The organism is Dyella japonica DSM 16301 (assembly GCF_001010355.1).
Classification (GTDB): Bacteria; Pseudomonadota; Gammaproteobacteria; order Xanthomonadales; family Rhodanobacteraceae; genus Dyella; species Dyella japonica.
Genome location: NZ_JPLA01000040.1, coordinates 1 through 19,204 on the forward strand (window position 1 = coordinate 1; position 19,204 = coordinate 19,204).

Below are 19,204 nucleotides of genomic sequence, written 5' to 3' on the forward strand. Positions count from 1 at the left end.
TCCGGGGGGCCCTTCTCTTTGGTTACTTTCTCTTGGGCAAGCAAGAGAAAGTAACCCGGGCCGCGGCAGCGGCACGGAAGCCCGCGGCAGGCGAGCCAGGTCGCGGTATCGCGACAACCATGCGCACGGGATGACGAAATAGAGATGCTCCCGCGAGCACCCACCCCTCACCCCAACCCTCTCCCCTGCGGGGAGAGGGAGCCAAGCTTCGCGCCAAACAGCCCCTCACACAGTGACCTCCCACACCCGCGCCCCCCAACCCTCCAATGGCATACTCCCCCTTCCTGCTTTTGGAGCCTCCCCGATGCGCCCGTTTCACCTCCTCGCCTTCGGCGCCCTCGCGCTGCCGCTGAGCGCCTTCGCCGCCGACCCGCATTCCTATGCCCAGCCCGACCAGGTCCGCGTGACGCATCTGGACCTGGATCTGAAGGTCGACTTTCCGCACAAGCAGCTCGATGGCCGGGCCACGCTGAAGCTGGATTGGAAGGACGCCAAGGCGCAGTCGCTGGTGCTCGATACGCGCGATCTGAAGATCGCCAGCATCGAAGCCGTGGACGCCGCGGGCAAGACCAGCGCGCTGAAGTACGCACTGGCGCCGCGCGACAAGGAGCTGGGCAGCAAGCTCACCATCGCCGCGCCGCAGCATCCCGCGCAGGTGCGCATCGTCTATTCGACCGTGCCCACGGCCTCGGGCCTGCAGTGGCTGCCGCCGGAACAGACGGCGGACAAGAAGCTGCCCTTCATGTTCTCGCAGTCCGAATCCATCCACGCGCGCTCCTGGGTGCCGCTGCAGGATTCGCCGGCGATCCGCTTCACCTATGACGCCCATGTCACTGCACCGAAGGACGTGCGCGTGGTGATGAGCGCCATCAACGACGCGAACCATCCGTTGAATGGCGACTTCAGCTTCAACCAGCCGCATCCGATTCCCTCGTACCTGCTGGCGATTGCCGCGGGCGATATCGCGGCGAAGGAAACCGGTCCGCGTTCGGCCGTCTATGCGGAGCCCAGCGTGGTCGGCAAGGCGGCCAAGGAATTCGAAGACACCGAGAAGCTGATCAAGACTGCCGAATCGCTGTACGGCCCGTATGCGTGGGGTCGCTACGACTTGCTGGTGCTGCCGCCGTCGTTCCCGTTCGGTGGCATGGAAAACCCGAACATGACCTTCGCCACGCCGACCCTGCTGGTGGGCGACAAGAGCCTGGTCTCGGTGATTTCGCATGAGCTCGCGCACTCGTGGTCGGGCAACCTGGTCACCAGCGCCGCATGGCGCGACATCTGGCTCAACGAAGGTTTCACCACCTACGTGCAGGGCCGCATCACCGAAGCGGTGTATGGCAAGACGCTGGCCGACGAGGAAGCACTGATCTCTGCGCGCGGCTTGGAGAAGTCGATCCGGGACAAGTCCATCGCACCGAACGCGCAGCGCCTCGCGCCCAAGCCCGGCATCGGCGCCGACGATTCGATCTCCGAAGTGCCGTATGACAAGGGCAGCTGGTTCCTGCGCACGCTGGAGCAGCGCTTTGGCCGCGACACCTTCGATGCGTATCTGAAGGGCTATTTCGCGCACTTCGCGTTCCAGAGCATCGACACCGAACAGATGCTCGACTACCTCAAGGCGAATCTGTTCGACAAGAACCCGGGCAAGATGAGCTGGGACGAAGTGCAGCAGTGGGTGTATGAGCCGGGCATTCCCAAGGATGCGCCGCTGCCTGATTCGCCGCGCTTCAACGCGATCGACAAGGAACGCACTTCCTTCCTCACCGGCTCGCTCGCGGCCGACAAGCTCGATGCGAAGGGCTGGAACACGCAGGAATGGATGTACTTCCTCGACGGCCTGCCGGACGTGACGCCGCTGGACAAGATCAAGCAGATCGACGCCGCCTGGCATCTCACCGGCACGCCCAACGCCGAGATCGGCATGCGCTGGTATAGCCACGCCATCGCCGCCGGCGACAAGGACGTGTGGCCGGCCGCCGCCGAGCACATGACGCGCATCGGCCGTCTCTACCTCACCATGCCGCTGTACAAGGCCTTCGTGAAGTCGCCGGAGGGCCTGGCCTATGCACAGCAGGTTTATGCGAAGGCCAAGAGCGGTTATCACCCGTTGACGCAGGAAGCGGTGGAATCCGTGTTCGCCAAGGCGAACAAGGGCGCCAGCAAGTAAGTTCCGCGCGCGCCTCCTTGCAAAGGGAGGCGCGCGACGCCATCGATAGCTGCGATCCCCATCATTGGTTCACCCATGACTTCCAAGAAAGCGACCACCACCACGCCCGCTCCCACGCGCCCGCTATGGCAGCGGCTGGCCCTGCGCCGGCTGAAATTCCTCGGCTACGTGGCCGGTCTGCTGGTGGTGGTATTGGGCGGTTCGTACCTGTTCGCGCCGCAGTGGCTGGTGAGCGCCGACATCAAGCGCCAGGCGATGGTCGCGCATGTCGAGAAGCACTCGGTGCAGGTCGGCGACACCAAGTGGGTTTACTACGAAGGTGGCCAGGGCCCGACCCTGCTGCTGCTGCACGGCTTTGCGGCCAGCAAGGAGGTGTGGCTCAAGCAGATGGAATTGCTGACGCCGCATTTCCACGTGATCGCGCCCGATCTGCCAGGCTGGGGCGAGTCCTCGCGCGTCGAGGGCGCCAGCTACAACATCGACGCACAGGTGGCGCGCCTGCAGGGTTTTGTCGATGCGCTGAACCTGCCGAAAGTCGTGCTGATCGGTCATTCGATGGGCGGCGCCATCGCCGGTGTGTTCGCCGCCGAGCATCCTGAGCATGTTGCCGAATTGGCCCTGCTTGATTCGTTTGGCCTGAAGACCAACGAGAACGAATTCTCGCGCGAAGCCATGGCCGGCAAGAACCCGTTCGTGTTCGACAACCGCGAGCAGTTCGCCAAGGCCACCGCCTGGGCATTTGCCAAGCCGCTGGATATTCCCGGCCGTTTCCAGGATGTGCTGATCAAGCGCAACCAGGAGAATCGCGCCTTCATCAACCAGACCTTCAACGAACTGCGCGAGCCCTCGCAGTATTTGTCGCTGCAGAACCGCCTCGACAAGCTCGGCATGCCGGTGCTGGGCCTGTGGTGCCATGACGACAAGATCATCGACATCTCGGCGCTCGACAGCCTGCGCAACGGCCTGAAGAACGCGGCCGCGATCAGCACCAGCATGATGACCGGCTGCAATCACATGCCGATCATGGAAAAGCCGGACGAGACGGCGCGCATCCTCACCCAGTTCACGCTGTCGCACTAAGCTCGACGCGCCGGATGGCCTCAGGCCATCCGGCCTTGTTTACAGCACGCCCGGAATCAGCGCCTTCGTTCGCTGCATATAGCTCTCGTAAGCCGCACCGAAGTTCTCGCGCATCCAGCGCTCTTCAAGTTTCAGCTTGAACCAGAACGACACGGCGACGATGACCACGCAGATCACGCCGCGCCATTCGCCGATCGCCATCGCCGTGCCAAAGAAGGCCAGCAACAGACCGGTGTAGATCGGGTGGCGCACCCAGCGATAAGGGCCGCTCTGGATCAGCTCGTGATCCTGCTTCACCTGCACTACCGAGCTCCAGTTGCGCCCAAGCACATGCCGCGCCCAGCAGGCGAAGCCGACACCGAGCATGGTAAGCAGCGCGCCGAGCACCGCCACCGCATCACTGCCCGGATACATGCGCGCACCCAGCCAGCTGTCGCGATACCAGTCGCCCGGGCCGATCAGGAGGATCGCAACGATCAGCGGCAACCAGTACTTGAGCAGGCGCGGGAGTATCGGCTCCTTGCGCTGCGCACCCTTGACGCGGCGCCAGCCCCACAACCAGTACAGCGTGAATATCACCCACATGGCCTTGATGAACGGGCCGATCGGCAGTTCCATGCGATTTCCCCTGGGTTCCAAGCGCTGCCCAGATTCCACGCATGCGCTTTACAACGCAAGCACGTCAGGTCGCGGCGGTCCCGCCGCGACCTGAGTCAATACTTCGCTTGGGCCGCCCAGTTCGCGCTAGACGCGGCCCACCATCAATCCGCCACGTCGGCAATCAGGCGATCGAGTTCGGTCTTCAGCCAGGCGCCATTGAGGCGCAGCCAGTCGCGCTGTTCGCGCCATTCGGGGAACAGCAGTTCCACCTGCGCCCAGAAACGCGGCGCGTGACTGCGCACCTTCAGATGGCACAGCTCGTGGGCGAGCACGTACTTCAACGCGTTGGGCGGCGCGAGCGCCAGCGCGAGATCGAGATTGATGCGGTCGCGCGTGTCCAGGCTGCCCCACAGGCTTTTCATCGGCCGCACGCGCAGTGCCGTCGGTGCGAGACCGAGTTGCGGTACGTAGCCGGCCAGCCAACGCGAAACATCGCGACGGATCTGCGCTTCGAAATACGAGGCGAGCAGACCGCGCGCCACCGGCACCGCGCGTGTATGCGGACGGGGTATCACCAGCGTCAGCGTGCCCTCGCCTGCATCGACGCGCGGATACGGACCTTCCGCCCAATCCAGCTGCACGGTTTCGCCGCGCAGCGGAAACTCCGTAGGCGTGCCCACGCGCAGCGGCGGCAACGGTTTGACGATGAGGTGCAGCTCGTCGAGCTTGCGTTCGAGCCAGTCGGCGTGATGACGAAGAAACGCGCTCACCTGGGCCGGATGCGTGCCATGCGGATACGACACGCGCGCACCCTTGGGCGTCACCGTCAGCCGCAACCGGCGCGCGCGTGGATGGGCGGCCTTGAGCACGCGGATGGTGCTGCCGCTCGCGGTGGCCAGTTCCAGCCAATCGCCTTCAAGATGCTGCGTCATGTCCCCGCCTTGACTGCATGGCGTCCACGCCGACTGATGTCCGAAAGGGACTCAGTGTCCCAAAGGAAATGTGGGGGGAGCATGCAGGCTTCGCAAGGCGATGCGATGACCGTCCCGACCGTACGGTCGGGACGGAAAACCCTGAACGGAGCGGCTCAGGCCTCGGCGGGACGCGGCAGGCCGAACCATTCCTCCAGCTTGCCCAGCAGGCGTTCGACCTCGAGGGTAAGCAGGGTGAAGGTGGCGTCGGCCTCAGCGGCCGCGTCGGGATGGCTGTCGCCCAGTTCCTCGGTGACCACATCGAGGAATTTGAGCTTGCGCACGATCAGGTCCTCGCCGAGCACGAAGCTCATGCGCTCATCGAAGGTGAGACCGAGCTGAAACACCTGCTTGCCGTTGCGCAGGTGCTCCTTCACTTCCTCGCCATCCAGGTCCTGACGGCGGCATTTGGCGATGGCGCCCGTGGCCGAAGCCGGGTCGCGCAGCTCCACCTCGTCGCCCAGGGCCAGGCCAGCCGGGAGGTTGCCGTTGGCCAGCCAGTCGGTCATGAGCACACGCGGGCCCTCTTCCGGGGCCAGCGGGACGGCGGGGAAGCTGCCCATCGCTTCGCGGATCTGCGTCAGCGTGTTCTCGGCCGACTTGCGGCTGGAGGTATCGAGCACCAGCCAGCCGTTCTTCTTGTCCACGTAGGCCCTTTGGCGCGAGCTGCGGATGAAGGCACGCGGCACCAGCTCGTTGAGCACGTCTTCCTTGATGCGCTTGCGCTCGCGGCCACCGACCTTGCGGCCCTCTTCTTCGGCGATCTTCTGTACACGGCGGTGAAGTTCGTCGTTCACCACCGAACCGGGGAGGAGCTTGTCCTCACCGCCCACGGTGACCATGGTGCAGGCGTTCACTGCGTGGGTGAGCGGAGCTTCATCGCCACGACCCACCGGCGGCACGAAACCCTTGGTGCCCATTTCCAGCGGGCCGCAGGGGCGCAGACGATGGTCGCCGAGCGCTTCGTCCAGGCGGTTGAGGTCGTCGGCAATGGCGGGGGAAAAGCGGAACAGCGTGAGATTGCGGAAGAACATTCGGTATCCGTATTTTTTCTGCCGTCATCCCGGCGCAGGCCGGGATCCAGTGCGATGCGCATCGATGATGCCGCATCGCTTTCTCACGCACTGAGGCGCTGGATCCCGGCGTGCGCCGGGATGACGAGTATGAGGGCTTGAGGCTGGCTCAGCGACTGACCGCAGCCACCGCATTGACCACCGTATCCAAATTGCCGCGGTTCAACGCCGCCACGCAGATACGACCAGTGCCGATGGCGTAGATGGCGTATTCCTCGCGCAGGCGGTCCACCTGGGCCTTGCTCAGGCCCGAGTAGGAGAACATGCCAGCCTGCTCCTGGATGAAGCCAAAATGCGAGGCGCCCGCCGCGGCCAGCTTCTCCACCATGCCGGCACGCATCGCGTGGATGCGCTCGCGCATCTCGCCCAGCTCCTGCTCCCACATGGCCTTGAGCTCGGTGCTGCCGAGCACGGTGGACACCAGCAGGCCGCCGTGGGTGGCCGGGCTGGAGTAGTTGGAGCGGATGGTGCGCTTGACCAGCGATTGCACGCGCAGCGCTTCGTCGCGCGTCTTGCCCACGATGGACAGCGCGCCGACGCGCTCGCCATACAGCGAAAACGATTTGGAATACGAGTTGGCCACTACGAAGGCGTCGATGCCGGAGGCGGCGAACAGGCGCACGGCGGTGGCGTCGGCGTCGATGCCTTCGTCAAAGCCCTGGTAGGCCATGTCGATGAAGGGCAGCAGGCCGCGCTCCTTCACCAGGTCCACTACCTGCTGCCACTGCTCGGCATTGAGGTCCACGCCGGTGGGGTTGTGGCAGCAGGCGTGCAGCAGCACGACGGTGCCCGGCTCCAGCTTGCCCAGGTCGGCCAGCATGCCGGCGAAGTCTAGGCCGTGCGTGGCGGCGTCGTAGTAGGCGTAGGTGAGCACCTCGAAACCAGCTGCGCCGAACACCACGCGGTGGTTTTCCCAGCTCGGGTTGCTGATGGCGATCTTCGCGCTCGGCAGGATCTGCTTGAGCAGGTCGGCGCCGACGCGCAGCGCGCCGCTGCCACCGACGGTCTGCGAGGTGGCCACGCGGCCGGCCGCCAGCAGGGGCGAATCCTCGCCGAACACCAGCTTCTGGGTAGCGAGGTCATACGCCGGCAGGCCGTCGATGGGGATATAGCCGCGCGGCTTGGCTTCTTCGGCCAGCTTCTGCTCCACCTGCTGCACGGCGCGCAGCAGCGGAATGCGGCCATGCTCGTCGTAATAAATGCCCACGCCCAGGTTGACCTTGCCCGGACGGGTGTCGGCCACAAAGGCCTCGGTGAGTCCCAGGATCGGATCGCCCGGGGTCATTTCAACGGATGCAAAGAGAGACACGGCGTTACTCGATTCGGAGGTTGAAAGATTCACGACTCGTCCGGCGGACCGGCAAGCCACTCATGCGCTTCGGCGCGGGCAACACCTTCGCGCGCGCCCAGCGTGGCGAAGTCAAACAGCTTGCGATCGGTGAGCTGGGAGGGCTGCACACTGCCCAGCGCGCGAAAAATGTTCTCGGCGCGCCCGGGTTGGGTCTGCTCCCAGTCCTCCATCATGCGCCTAACCGCCTTGCGTTGCAGGTTTTCCTGCGAACCGCAGAGATTGCAGGGGATGATGGGGAATTCCCTGACCTGGGCGTACTCGGCGATATCGCTTTCCCTGCAGTATGCCAAGGGGCGGATCACCACGTGGCGGCCATCGTCCGAGCGCAGCTTGGGCGGCATCGCCTTCAGCTGCGCCTGGTAGAACAGGTTCAGGAAAAACGTCCCCAGGATGTCGTCGCGATGATGGCCCAGCGCGATCTTGCTGACCCCGTTGGCCGCCGCCCAGTGATACAGGGCGCCGCGGCGCAGGCGCGAACACAGGCTGCACATGGTCTTGCCCTCGGGGATGACCCGGGTGACCGTGCTGTACGTATCCTGCTCGATGATATGGAAGGGCACGCCACGCCCGGCCAGGTATTGCGGCAGCACGTGGGCAGGGAAACCGGGCTGCTTCTGGTCCAGGTTCACCGCGACGATCTCGAAGCGCACCGGCGCCTTGGCCTGCAGCGACAGCAGCACATCCAACAGGGTGTAGGAGTCCTTGCCGCCGGACAGGCAGACCATCACCTTGTCGCCCTCCTCGATCATGTTGAAGTCGGCAATCGCCTGGCCCACCTGATGGCGCAGGCGCTTGGCCAGCTTGGCGGCCTCGTAGTGCTGCTTGCGGGTGGCGTCGGGCTGGGCGGACATGGTCGGTGGGCAACGGGACGGCCTCCCATTGTAACGATCTGACCGGCCGAGGCAGTCTCTTGGGGTCGCGCAGCGCTACACTGCGTGTGTTTTCCCCAGCCATTCGCACCGACATGCAGGTCCAGGACCAAGCCGAAATTGCCCACTTGCTGGCCGAGCTGCGCGTGGAGCACCGCGATCTCGACGTGGCCATCGAGCACCTGGCCGTGTCGCTCAGCCGCGACGAGCTGCAGATCACCCGCCTGAAGAAGCGCAAGCTGCTCCTGAAGGACCATATCGCCCGGCTGGAAAGCAGGCTGATCCCCGATCTGGACGCCTAAGACCTCCCTCGGAGCACCGATGCCCGCGCTGACGCCTGTCCTGCTGGAAGACGCCTACGTCGCCCTCGAACCCCTCACCCCCGACCACGCCCCGGCCCTCGAGGCCGCAGCCGCTGACGGCGAGCTGTGGAAGCTGTGGTTCACCAGCGCGCCCGGCTACGGCGAGACGGCCAGCTATATCGCCAAGGCCCTGGCAGGCCAGCAGGCCGGCCTGATGCTGCCGTTCGCCGTGCGCGAGAAAAGCAGCGGCGAGATCGTGGGCAGCACGCGTTTTTATGACTACGTCGATGACCCGCGCCGCACCGCCATCGGCTACACCTGGTATGCCAAGCGCTGGCAGAAGAGTCACCTCAACACCGCGTGCAAGCGACTGTTGCTTCAGCACGCCTTCGAAACCTGGGGCTGCGTGGCGGTGGAGTTCCACACCGACCATCGCAATCTCGATTCGCAGCGCGCGATCGAGCGCCTGGGCGCGCAACGCGAAGGCGTCCTGCGCAACCACAAGCGCCGCCCCGATGGGAGCCTGCGCAACACGGTGTGCTACAGCGTGATCGACAGCGAGTGGCCAGATGTATCGCGCTGGCTGGCGTTGCGGCTGGAGCGGCTGGCGGGCTGAGCTGCCATCGTCGTACGGCGTCCCGTGTGGGAGCGCACCCTGTGCGCGACTGCGGCGCCTCGTCGTGCCCGCTCCGTCAGGTTGTCGCGCACAGGGTGCGCTCCCACAGGGACTGACGACGCCTCAGAGCAGCCGATTGACCAACCGATCCAAGCGCATACGTCGCATGCGCCGCAGCAGCTTGCGCACTTCCGGCGGATAGCTGCGCACGCCTGGCAGGTCGCGATAATGCGCCAGGCGCGTGGCATGCCTGCGCAAGGCCTGCCATTCGGCCTCATGCTGCGGCAACAGCCTGCGCGAGGGATCGCGCAACAGCAGGCCGTTCTCAAGGTCCAGCGCCCACGCGCGCGGATTGAGGTTGTTGCCGGTCAGCACGGCGAACTCGCCGTCCACCAGCAGCCCCTTGAGGTGATACGTGTTGTCACCGTCGCGCCACAGCCAAAGATTCAGTTGTCCGCTGTCGATGGCGCCCTGATGGTCGTGCGCGAAGCGACGCAGGTTCGCTTCGTACAGATACGGGAGCAGCCCGATGCGGCTGAACGGCTGCTCCGGCGGGATGTAGAAATCGTTTGCCGTCTTGTCGCCGACCATGATGTCCAGCTGGCAGCCACGACGCAGCAGGTGACCGATCACCACACGCACCTGGCGCGGCAAGTTGAAGTACGGCGTCAGCAGGATCACGCGCCGCTGCGCGCCACGCAACAAGGCCAGCAGCGTTTCGTTGAGTGCGTTGTCATTGCGCCCGAAACCGGCCAGCGGAATCACCGCGACGTCGCCATCGCCAGGCGCTTCGCTGATGCCTTCGTATTGCGCCTGCTGCAGCGACTGGCGCAGGCGACGGATGGGCTCCTGCAGATCACGCGTCCGCGGCAGCGGCAGGCGATCCAGCCGCGGCACGGCATCACGGCCGCGGAACTGGGCATCGACATAGCCAACCATGCTGTCGGCCAGCGCCTGGTGGCGGATCAAGTGATAGCGATCGAGTCGATAGCGGCCGTGCCTGGCCAAATAAACATCGTTGAGGCTGGCGCCGCTGTAGAGCACCGCGTCATCAATGATGAAACCCTTCAGATGCAACACGCCGAACAACTCGCGGTTCTGCACCGGCACGCCGCGGATGACCACGCCTTCGCCCAGTCGCTGCGCGTAGTCGCGATACATCGCCGCGTTGCCTTCACTATCACCCTTGCCGATCAGGCCGCGACGCGCGCGATGCCAGTCGACATACACTTCCACCGACAGGTCCGGATGGGCCTTTCGCGCCGCATGCAGCGCTTCGATGACTTCGCGGCCGGCATCGTCATCCTGCAGGTACAGCGCCACCAGCACGATGCGGCGACGCGCTTGCGCAATCAACGAAAGCAGCGTGTCGCGGAACTCCGTCGGGCCGGCCAACGTGGTGATCGCCTGCGCGGGCACGGCGAAACTCGCCTGGCCGGACAGATCGAGCCCACGCCCCCGACCCAACGAAAGCAGGCGGCGGGCAAGGTTGCGTGGCGAGGGTAGCGGTCGATTCATAGGGGGCACATGTTAGCAATCCGGCCCCCATCTTGTAGGAGCGCACTTGTGCGCGACCGCCAGATTGGCGTGACGTTTGCGTCAAGCGGTCGCGCACAAGTGCGCTCCTGCACGGGCCTCAGCGTTCCTTGTCGAGCACGCGGCGCGGCTGCACGTCGATGCTCACCGTCATGCCGGCAGAGAGGATCAGGCCTTTCGGCTCGCTGGCTTCATCGATGTCGACGCGTACCGGCACACGCTGCGCCAGGCGCACCCAGTTGAAGGTGGGATTGACGTCGGCCAGCAGGTCGCGACCGGTCGGGTTGTCGCGATCGGTGATGCCACGTGCGACACCGGTGATATGACCCTTGAGGCGGATGCCGCCGCTCAGCATGCGGATGTCCACCGGATCGCCCACGCGCAGGTGCGGCAGCTTGGTTTCCTCGAAATAGCCGTAGATGTAGTAGCTATGGCGATCGATCAGGGCGAGGCGCGGACTGCCGGTGGCGGCGTAGTCGCCCACGCGCACGTCGAGGTTGGTCACGTAGCCGTCGACAGGCGCGCGCACTTCGGTGCGCTCCAGGTCAAGCTTGGCGCGATCGAGCGCCACCTGCGCCTGCACCACCGCGGCCTCCGCCTGTTCGCGCGCGGCGTTGGCCTGATGGCCGCTGGCCTGCGCCTGTTCCCACACGGCACGCGCGGTCACCGCGGCGGAGCGGGCGTCGGTGCGCTCTTCCTTCGGCACCACGTCGGCCAAATCCTGGCGGCGCTGTGCCTGCTCCTGGCGCATGTCGTATTCGGCCTTGCGCGCGGCTGCGCTGGCCAGCACCGCGTCGATGTTCGCGCCGGCAGCGCGTGCGGCGGCCTTGGCTGCGTTGAGATTGGCCTCGGCCTGCTGTTCGGCGATCTGGAAGCGCTGCGGATCGATCTCGAACAGCACCTCGCCCTTCTTCACCTCTTGGTTGTCGATCACCGGCACGCGCGTGACCAGGCCCGAGACGTCCGGCGCGATGCGCACCACCTCGGCGCGCACGCGGCCATCGCGTGTCCATGGCGCATACAGATAGTGCCGCCACAGCGCATGGCACAGCAGCAAGGCCACGATCACGACGACCGTCGTGATGGCGAAACGAAGCACAGCTTGAGGTTCGAGTTTCATAGGTCAGGGATATAGGAGCAGGCCAGCCGCGCCGAACAGCACGAAGAACACGGCAACGCGAAACAGGGAGGGATGCCACACGTAGCGATACAGGCCGTAGCGGCCAATGAGGGTGTCGATGCCCCACAGCACCAGCAGGCAGCCCAGGTAGATCAGCAGCAGGCCCGGCACCAGGGCATCGGCAAGGGCGACTTCACGGGGCATGGGCGATCTCCGGTGCCTTGACGATATAGGGAGCAAGCGCGGATTCGTCGTCGCGCAAGGCCGTGCGCAACAGCAGCAGATCTGCCAGCGCCGGCTGACAGCTGGCCCGCGCCTGCGGCAGTGTCTGCGTAGTGAGCGTGATGGCTTGGTCAACGGCGCCATCGGCCGCCATCCAACGAGCCTTGTCAGGCGCGTCGTAAAGCTGCGCCAAGGCATCCACGGCGTATTGCATGGCTTCCCTCACCGGTGGCGGCAGCCCCGTATGCAACATGTCTTGGCGCAACTCGATCACGGCGCGGCCGCTGTCGTGCACGGCGAGCGCCCAGGAAAACAGCACGCGCGACTCCTCGCTGCCCTGGCGCGTGAACTGCACGATCTGCTGATAGAGATCGCGATTGACGCTTTCGAAGCGATAGAGAATCCCGTCCATCGGCGCGGTGGCGGCAAACACCACCTGCCGCCGCAACTGCACCAGCTGGCGACGACGCAGCCACTGCGTGCCGATCACCGTGGGAATGATCATGAACGCGGCGCCACTCATCATCAGGCCGAACAGCGCGGCGATGCTGTCGTTGAGGAAGCGATCGGGCGCATAAACCATCGGGTTCTTCAGCGCCAGGATATAGACGAAGCCCAGCGAGTAACCCGCGCCCACGCCGGGCAAAGTGGCATTGCGCGTCGTGAGATACGGCCCGAGTGCGAGCAGTGGCGCGGTCACCAGGATCAGCATCACGAAGCCATCGCTGCCCGGCATCAATTCGAACACCACGAAGTAGGCGGCCACCAAGCCGATCGCGTAAGCCACCCAGGTATTGGCGGTGGCCAGCACCGGCATGGGCGAAGTCGCCAGCAGGCCGCTGAATACCGTGGCCAGCAGCAGCGCACTGAGGCCGAAGGTCCAGCCGGTCTCGATCCAGAACACGCTCAGCGTGGCCATGGTGAGGAAGGTGCGCACGATGGCGATCAGCGGCGAGGCGTAGTCGTTGGCGCGCTTGAAATCCACGCGCTCGACCGTTCCGCCGACCACGCCCTGGGTTTCGCGCAGCGTCGCTTCGAGCGAAGTGAAGTCGCGCAATTCGGCCGCGAAGCGGCGCACCAAGGTGGTGCCGCTGTCGAACTCCAGCAGCAGATTAGGGTCCTGCCGCAAATCTTCGCGCAACTTCGCCGCGAGCACCGGCAGCTCGGCCTCGCAGGCCTCGATCCGCGTCGCCAGCAGACGCGGCATCGGCTTTTCGGAAGGATCGGGACTGAGTGCCGTGCCGATGGGCCCATACAGTTTGATCAGCGCGGCTGCCGTGCGCGGGTGGTTGCTGCGCTGCAGGCGATTGATCAGATGGTGCAGCGACTGGAAGCTGGTGGCCGCCGCCATATAGCGCAGATTGAGCAGCTGCATGCGGCTGCTGCGCGCGCGCACTTCGGGATCCTCGAAGATCACCGAGGAACGCAAGTCCTCGATCTGCACCGCCGCACGCACAAAGCGCAGATGCGCCTTCTCCATGTCCTCGCGCGGAATGGCGCCGCCCAGGCTGCCGCGCGCGAAATCGATGAAGTGCTGGTAATGCTCGCGCGAAATGCGTCGAAGCACCTCGCGCAAGCGCACGGGAAGGATCACATCACTGACCAGGCCGGAGACGATGATGCCGAGCATCACCTCGCTCACGCGGCCCACCGCCGAATCGAACACCGCCGTCGGATGGTCGATCGCCGGCAGCACCACGATGAAGGCGGTATAGCCGGCCAGCACGAAGCCGTAGGACATGAAGTTGCGGTAGAGCACCGCACCGCCGGCGCACAGCGCCACCCAGATCGACAGGCTCAGCAGGAACAGCTCGCGCTGCTGCGGGAACGCCGCCATCAGCAACACGCCGAACAGGCTGCCGGTGCAGGTGCCCAGCGCGCGATAGAAACTCTTGGCCAGCACCGTGCCGCTTTGCGGATGCATCACGATGGCCACGGTGATCATCGTGGTCGCGGGCTGCTCCAACTGGAACACCATCGTCAGCCACGCCGCGAGATAGAACGCGACCAGACTCTTCGCCACGAAGATCCAGGCCTGGCTCTCTTCGGCGGCGAAGTCGCGCAACCACGGCGGGTGGCGCCAGGATGAGATGTCGGTGGGCACGGCCGACATGATCAGGCTCGCTCCAGTTGATCGAGAAACTTCTTGAGCAGACGTTCGAGCTGCGCCACGTCGCGCTGCGAGATGCCCTCCACCTGCCACTCCAGCAGCGCGCACACATCGGGCAGGAAACTTTCGATCAGCGCAAAGCCTTCGTCGGTCAAGGTGAGCGTGACCTTGCGACGATCCTCGTCGCTGGCCTGGCGTGCAATCAGACCTTTGTCGGCCAGCTCATTGGTTAGCCGCGTGATATTGGCCAGCTTCTCGCCGGCCGCATCGGCCAGCTCGGTGGGATGCATCGCGTTGCCCTCGGTGCCGTAGATCATCATCAGCAGGTTGTATTCCGGATGATTGATGCCGTACGGACGCAGCATCGCGTTGGCGTCGTCGTTCACGCGCTTGTAGATGTGCCGGATCAGCCGGATGAGCACGGCCGGGTCCCGCGGGAACGCGGGATAGCGCTGGCGGGTCACCGCCAGCCGCTGTTCGGTCGGAAGAAAACTGCTCATGGCGCCCCGATCAATTAGTACATATATGTAATATATATAACTGAATTTTATGCCCACCCCGAAGGGCATGCAAGAGCGTCGAACGGCGCGCGTGAAAAAGGCGCCACGAGGGCGCCTTTAAGGTAAAGCTGGCGAGAGGTTTGCCCGCCGCCCCGGCGATGGCCGAGGCGTTGCCGTGAACCGAGCGCGCCAGCCGCGCCTCAGTTGCCCTTGGCGGGGTAAGTCTCGAACCCGCCCGGTGCAGTGCCGTTCGGCGCCGGATTCGTATTCGGATTCGCCGGGTTGGCCGGACGAGCCGACGGCGCCAGCTGGGCATTGCCGCACTGGTAGGCGCCCCACGGCTGCGAACCGTCGGTGGGTTCGCCCATCGGCTTGATGGTATCGGCGTGCATCTTGGCCGCCTCGTTGCGCGCCATCACTTCCAGCTCGTCGCGCACCTTGATGTCGTTGCGATCGATGGGGCCGACGTGATCCATCACGGACACGGTGACCTTGCCCAGGTCACGGCAGGAAGACACATCGCCGCTCCACGCCGTGCGGACGTTCTTCCCGGCGTCGTCGAGCGTGATGCCATAGGTGCACGCGCCAAGCAGCGCGATGGGAACGAGCAACAGCAGGGTCTTACGCATGAGCAGCTCCGCAACATGAAAATGAAAGGCCGGGCGGTCCCCCGCCCGGCCTCCATCCTAACCCGGGGACGTGAACAGCTCCCCACAAAATCTCACGTTTACTTCGACGGCTTGGCCGCCACCGGCTTGCCGTCGCCGTCGATCACCTGCACGTCGCCAAGATTCAGCGCGCGCACCGGCTGCTCGATCTTCTTCAGATCGCCCACGATCACCCAGGTCAGCGCCTTGGGCTGGACGATTTCCTTGATCGCGCTTTCGGCATCAGGCTGGGTCACGGCTTCGGTGCGGGCCTTGAGAGTCTGCACGTAATCGTCCGGACGGTTGTACTGGACGATTTCACTCATCGCGCTGAGCACCTCCGAGCCGGTCTCGAAGCTGCCCGGCAGGCCGCGCACGTTGGAGTCCTTGATCTTGTCCACTTCCTGCTCGGTGAGCGGACGGGCGGCGATCACCTCGTTGGCTTCCTTGGCGACTTCGTGGGCGGACTCGGCGGTCTTGTCGGTCTGCACCGGGGCGTACATCAGGAACGGACGCTGGCCGATCGCATCGCGCATGAAGCTGAAGGCGCCATAGGCCCAGCGCTTGTCCTCGCGCAGGTTCATGTTCAGACGCGAGGTGAAGCTGCCGCCGAACGCGCCATTGGCCACGTCGATCGCCAGCTCATTCGGCGCCTTGCTCGACGGTGCCAGCAGGCCGGCCAGGATCAGCGACTGCGGCGCATCGGGCTTGTCGATCAGGAACACGCGCGGCTTGGGCTGGGCGGCCACGGTGGCGATGTTCTTCTTCGGCACGGCGCTGGACGGCGCCTTCCAGTCGCCGAAGGCGGCATCGAGCTGCGGGATGATCTGCTGCAGCGTGGTGTCGCCGGCGACCAGGATCTTCACGTTGTCCGGGCGCAGCCAGTCGTTCTGGAAGGTCGACAGGTCCGATGCCTGCATCGCCTTGATCGCCGCTTCCGTACCCGAACCGGTGAACGGGATGCCATAGGCGTGGTTGGCGCCGTAGAGCAGCGGCGGCAGCGTACGCAGGGCCAGCGCGGTGGGCTGGGTCTTTTCCTGCGCGATGCCGGCCAGCCACTGGCCGCGGATGCGCTCGATGTCCTCGGCCTTGAACGCCGGGTTGCGCACGATGTCGGCAAACAGCGCCAGCGACGGCTGCAGCTGGTCGTTCAAGGCATTGAGCGAAGCGGAGCACGAATCCAGCCCGCAACCGATGCGGGTGATCGCACCCAGGCGCTGCTTGCGCTTGGCCACTTCCACCGAATCGAGATCCTTGGTGCTCTCGTTCATCAGCGTGGTGGTGAAGCTGGCGGTGCCGAGCTTGCGGCCCTGGTCGGCCGCGTAGCCGGCATCGAACATCAGCTGCACATGCGTCACCGGAATGGTGTGGCGCTCGGCCAGGATCACTTCGATGCCGTTCTTGAGCTTGCCGCGCTCGAGCGCCGGGAATTTCAGGTCCGGGAACTGCGCCACCTGCGGCACGCCCGAGCTGCGGTCCACCTGGCTCTTGGCCACGGTGTACTCATGCTTGGCCGGCAGCTTGGCGGCGGGGCGATCAGCCTGCGGGCCCAGCGCGACCACCTTGGCGTCCTCGCTGTCCGGGTTGAAGTCCTTGCCGGCGGGCAGCACGGTCAGCAGGTAATCGCCCTTGCTGAGCCACTTGTCGGCCGCGGCCTTGACGCTAGCCGGGGTGGCGGCGTTGGCGCGTTCCAGGTCCTTCTTATAGGCGCCCGGATCGCCGCGATACACCTGGCCCTCGGCGAGAATGACGGCCTTGCCGCCGAAGCCGCCGACCTTCTCCAGGCCGCGCACGAAGCCGGCGCGGTTACCGATCTTGGCGCGCTCCAGTTCGTCGGCGGTCGGGCCTTCGGCGAGGAACTTCTTCACCTCTTCGGCGATGACGGCTTCGACCTTGGCCTGGTCCACGCCATCCTTGATGTCGGCCTGGATCTGGAACTGGCTGGCCAGCGCAAACGGCGAAATGCTGGCCGACACGTCATCGACCAGCTTGTCCTGATAGACCAGGCGCTGGTACAGGCGCGAGGTCTTGCCTCCGCCGAGCACAGTGGAAGCCAGGTCGAGCTGGATCGCATCGTCCGTGCCCAGCTGCGGCACCACCCAGGTGCGATAGATGCGCGGCTGCGCCACGTGGTCATGCTGGATGCCACGGGTGGACTTGGTGAGCGGCGTGATCCACGCCTGCTGGCGCGGCACCGGCGGGCCGGCGGGGATGTCGCCGAAATACTTCTCGGCCTTGGCCTTGGCTTCGGCCACGGTGATGTCGCCAGCCAGCACCAGGGTGGTGTTGGCAGCGCCGTAATAGTCGTGGAACCACTGCTTCACGTCGCCCAGCGAGGCGGCGTTGAGATCGGCCATCGAGCCGATGGTGTCGTGCTGGTACGGGTGGTTGCCCGGATAGGTGTTGGACAGGATGTTCTGGTCCACGCGGCCGTAGGGACGGTTTTCGCCCTGGCGCTTCTCGTTCTGCACCACGCCGCGCTGGGTATCGAGTTCCTTCTGGCCGATCGCGCCGAGCAGGTGGCCCATGCGGTCCGATTCCATCCACAGCGCCATGTCCAGCGCAGTGGTCGGCACGGTCTCGAAGTAATTGGTGCGGTCAAACCAGGTGGTGCCATTCATGTCGGTGGCGCCGGCCAGCTCGAACGGCTGGAAGTACGTGCCCTTGTGGTTCTCCGAGCCGGAGAACATCAGGTGCTCGAACAGGTGCGCGAAGCCGGTCTTGCCCTTGGGCTCGTCGCCCGAACCCACGTGGTACCAGATGCTCACCGCCACTACCGGCGCCTTGTGGTCCTCATGCACGACCACGGTGAGGCCGTTGGGCAGGGTGAAGCGGGTAAAGGCGATATCAGGAACTGCCTGGGTGGACTCGGCAGCCGCCGCCTGGGGCAGCGCGATCGCGGGCAGGCCAGCGGACATGCTGAGCACTCCTGCAACGAGTAGGGCGAGGGGCTTTCTTGCCATCACGACACTCCTGTTTTTTTTGACGAATGAACATTCCGAGGCTAGCCACGGCCCGGAACCTTGGCAAATGACCAATGGCATGGTGGACAACCGCCACGGCGCTTCGTTCGACGCAAGAACCTGACCGTGCGGGATGCGTGGCGTCCGGACGGGTGTCCGCTGCTGTCCGGCCACGCCCGGTCGCTGTCCGCGGACAGCCCCGGCCTGATCGCAGGCCGACAAAATTCATCGCAATAACAGCCACTTGAGTCGACATCAAGGCTTGGCACGGGGCTTGCCATAGATACCGTGCAGGACTACCCCACCTTTCATCGGAGACATGATCATGAAATTCGAAGCCTTGATGCTGCGCGGCCTTTTCGTTGCCTGCCTGCTGGTTTGCGGACTCGTGCTGGGTGCCATGGTGAACGCTTCCCCCGAAGCCATTCGCCTCGCCGCCGCGGGCAGCGCCGGCCAACTGATCGCCCCGACCGCTTGCGCGCTGCCGCCCGACGGCGTGGTGTGCCCGCGCCTCTCCAACGGCTGAGCAAGGACGCTCACCGTTTTACGGGTCCACGGACAGACCCGATAATGGCCGGATGCTGCATGTCATCCTCTACCGACCGGAAATACCCCCCAATACGGGCAACGCGATCAGGTTGTGCGCCAACACCGGCGCCTCGCTGCACCTGATCCGCCCCCTGGGCTTCGAGCTGGACGATGCCCGCCTGCGCCGCGCAGGCCTGGACTATCACGAATACGCGCAGCTGGCCGTCCACGACGATCTCGCCAGCTGCCTTGAGCGCATCGGTCAGCCCCGCGTCTTTGCGTTTTCCACCCGCGGCCGGGTGGCGCATGTGGATGCGCGCTTTGTCGAAGGCGACGCGCTGCTGTTTGGTTGCGAGACGGCTGGGTTGCCAGGGGAGGTGCTCGATGCGCTGCCCGAAGAGCAGCGCTTGCGGCTGCCGATGCGGGCCAATAGCCGCAGCCTCAATTTGTCCAATACCGTGGCGATTGCGGTGTATGAGGCGTGGCGGCAGATGGGGTTTGTCGGCGCGGCGTCGTAGCGCGCAGCTGCTGGTCTGTGGGAGCGCACCC

General features: G+C 65.1%; 18 protein-coding genes. 6 read left to right on the top strand and 12 right to left on the bottom strand.

The features are described 5' to 3' along the window. The first annotated feature begins 304 nt into the window (after positions 1 to 304). Both Y882_RS13550 and Y882_RS13555 read left to right on the top strand, forming a co-directional pair. The gene (locus Y882_RS13550; protein WP_046972471.1) at positions 305 to 2,167 is read left to right on the top strand and encodes a M1 family metallopeptidase; all 1,863 of its coding nucleotides are present in this window, start codon (positions 305 to 307) and stop codon (positions 2,165 to 2,167) included. Positions 2,168 to 2,242: 75 nt separating this feature from the next. Then, entirely contained in the window at positions 2,243 to 3,247 is a 1,005-nt protein-coding gene (locus tag Y882_RS13555; protein WP_046972472.1) for an alpha/beta fold hydrolase, read from the top strand. A gap of 39 nt (positions 3,248 to 3,286) precedes the next feature. Here the strand turns inward: Y882_RS13555 and Y882_RS13560 are convergent, their stop codons facing one another. The 5 genes from Y882_RS13560 to ttcA form a co-directional block, all read right to left on the bottom strand. Beyond that, on the bottom strand, positions 3,287 to 3,865 hold the full coding sequence (locus Y882_RS13560) for a methyltransferase family protein (protein ID WP_046972473.1): 579 nt from the start codon (positions 3,863 to 3,865) through the stop codon (positions 3,287 to 3,289). Positions 3,866 to 4,008: 143 nt separating this feature from the next. Next, entirely contained in the window at positions 4,009 to 4,779 is a 771-nt protein-coding gene (locus Y882_RS13565) for a M48 family metallopeptidase (RefSeq protein ID WP_046972474.1), read from the bottom strand. A gap of 155 nt (positions 4,780 to 4,934) precedes the next feature. Then, positions 4,935 to 5,852 (bottom strand): recombination-associated protein RdgC, encoded by a 918-nt coding sequence (locus Y882_RS13570; protein WP_046972475.1) that lies wholly within the window; start codon positions 5,850 to 5,852, stop codon positions 4,935 to 4,937. A 148-nt stretch (positions 5,853 to 6,000) separates the two neighbouring features. Continuing rightward, on the bottom strand, positions 6,001 to 7,200 hold the full coding sequence (locus Y882_RS13575; protein WP_046972476.1) for an amino acid aminotransferase: 1,200 nt from the start codon (positions 7,198 to 7,200) through the stop codon (positions 6,001 to 6,003). Between the two features lie 29 nt (positions 7,201 to 7,229). Then, positions 7,230 to 8,093, bottom strand: coding sequence for a tRNA 2-thiocytidine(32) synthetase TtcA (gene ttcA / locus Y882_RS13580; RefSeq protein ID WP_046972477.1), 864 nt, complete (start codon positions 8,091 to 8,093; stop codon positions 7,230 to 7,232). A 113-nt stretch (positions 8,094 to 8,206) separates the two neighbouring features. Here ttcA and Y882_RS13585 point away from each other — a divergent pair, with 113 nt between their 5' ends. Beyond that, a complete protein-coding gene (locus Y882_RS13585; protein WP_046972478.1) occupies positions 8,207 to 8,413 on the top strand; it encodes a YdcH family protein in 207 nt (68 codons plus the stop codon). A gap of 19 nt (positions 8,414 to 8,432) precedes the next feature. After that, positions 8,433 to 9,029 (top strand): GNAT family N-acetyltransferase, encoded by a 597-nt coding sequence (locus tag Y882_RS13590; protein WP_046972479.1) that lies wholly within the window; start codon positions 8,433 to 8,435, stop codon positions 9,027 to 9,029. 123 nt (positions 9,030 to 9,152) lie between these two features. Here the strand turns inward: Y882_RS13590 and pssA are convergent, their stop codons facing one another. From pssA to Y882_RS13625, 7 genes are all read right to left on the bottom strand, one after another. Further along, the gene (gene pssA, locus Y882_RS13595) at positions 9,153 to 10,547 is read right to left on the bottom strand and encodes a CDP-diacylglycerol--serine O-phosphatidyltransferase (protein ID WP_046972480.1); all 1,395 of its coding nucleotides are present in this window, start codon (positions 10,545 to 10,547) and stop codon (positions 9,153 to 9,155) included. 118 nt (positions 10,548 to 10,665) lie between these two features. Further along, positions 10,666 to 11,685 carry an HlyD family secretion protein gene (locus Y882_RS13600; protein WP_046972481.1) on the bottom strand — a complete coding sequence of 340 codons (1,020 nt, stop codon included), beginning with the start codon at positions 11,683 to 11,685 and terminating at the stop codon, positions 10,666 to 10,668. Positions 11,686 to 11,688: 3 nt separating this feature from the next. Then, positions 11,689 to 11,889 (bottom strand): DUF1656 domain-containing protein, encoded by a 201-nt coding sequence (locus Y882_RS13605; protein ID WP_046972482.1) that lies wholly within the window; start codon positions 11,887 to 11,889, stop codon positions 11,689 to 11,691. Further along, a complete protein-coding gene (locus Y882_RS13610) occupies positions 11,879 to 14,020 on the bottom strand; it encodes an FUSC family protein (protein ID WP_046972483.1) in 2,142 nt (713 codons plus the stop codon). The genes Y882_RS13605 and Y882_RS13610 overlap by 11 nt, the downstream gene beginning before the upstream one ends. 2 nt (positions 14,021 to 14,022) lie before the next feature. Beyond that, positions 14,023 to 14,517 (bottom strand): MarR family transcriptional regulator, encoded by a 495-nt coding sequence (locus Y882_RS13615; protein WP_046972484.1) that lies wholly within the window; start codon positions 14,515 to 14,517, stop codon positions 14,023 to 14,025. Between the two features lie 200 nt (positions 14,518 to 14,717). Continuing rightward, positions 14,718 to 15,146 carry a DUF4156 domain-containing protein gene (locus Y882_RS13620; RefSeq protein ID WP_046972485.1) on the bottom strand — a complete coding sequence of 143 codons (429 nt, stop codon included), beginning with the start codon at positions 15,144 to 15,146 and terminating at the stop codon, positions 14,718 to 14,720. Positions 15,147 to 15,244: 98 nt separating this feature from the next. Then, positions 15,245 to 18,127 (bottom strand): M16 family metallopeptidase, encoded by a 2,883-nt coding sequence (locus tag Y882_RS13625; protein WP_046972486.1) that lies wholly within the window; start codon positions 18,125 to 18,127, stop codon positions 15,245 to 15,247. A 325-nt stretch (positions 18,128 to 18,452) separates the two neighbouring features. Between Y882_RS13625 and Y882_RS13630 the strand changes: the two genes are divergently transcribed. Both Y882_RS13630 and trmL read left to right on the top strand, forming a co-directional pair. Further along, the gene (locus Y882_RS13630) at positions 18,453 to 18,653 is read left to right on the top strand and encodes a hypothetical protein (RefSeq protein ID WP_046972488.1); all 201 of its coding nucleotides are present in this window, start codon (positions 18,453 to 18,455) and stop codon (positions 18,651 to 18,653) included. Between the two features lie 52 nt (positions 18,654 to 18,705). Further along, positions 18,706 to 19,173, top strand: a complete 468-nt coding sequence (gene trmL, locus Y882_RS13635; protein ID WP_046972487.1) for a tRNA (uridine(34)/cytosine(34)/5-carboxymethylaminomethyluridine(34)-2'-O)-methyltransferase TrmL — start codon at positions 18,706 to 18,708, stop codon at positions 19,171 to 19,173. The last annotated feature ends 31 nt before the right edge of the window (positions 19,174 to 19,204 follow it).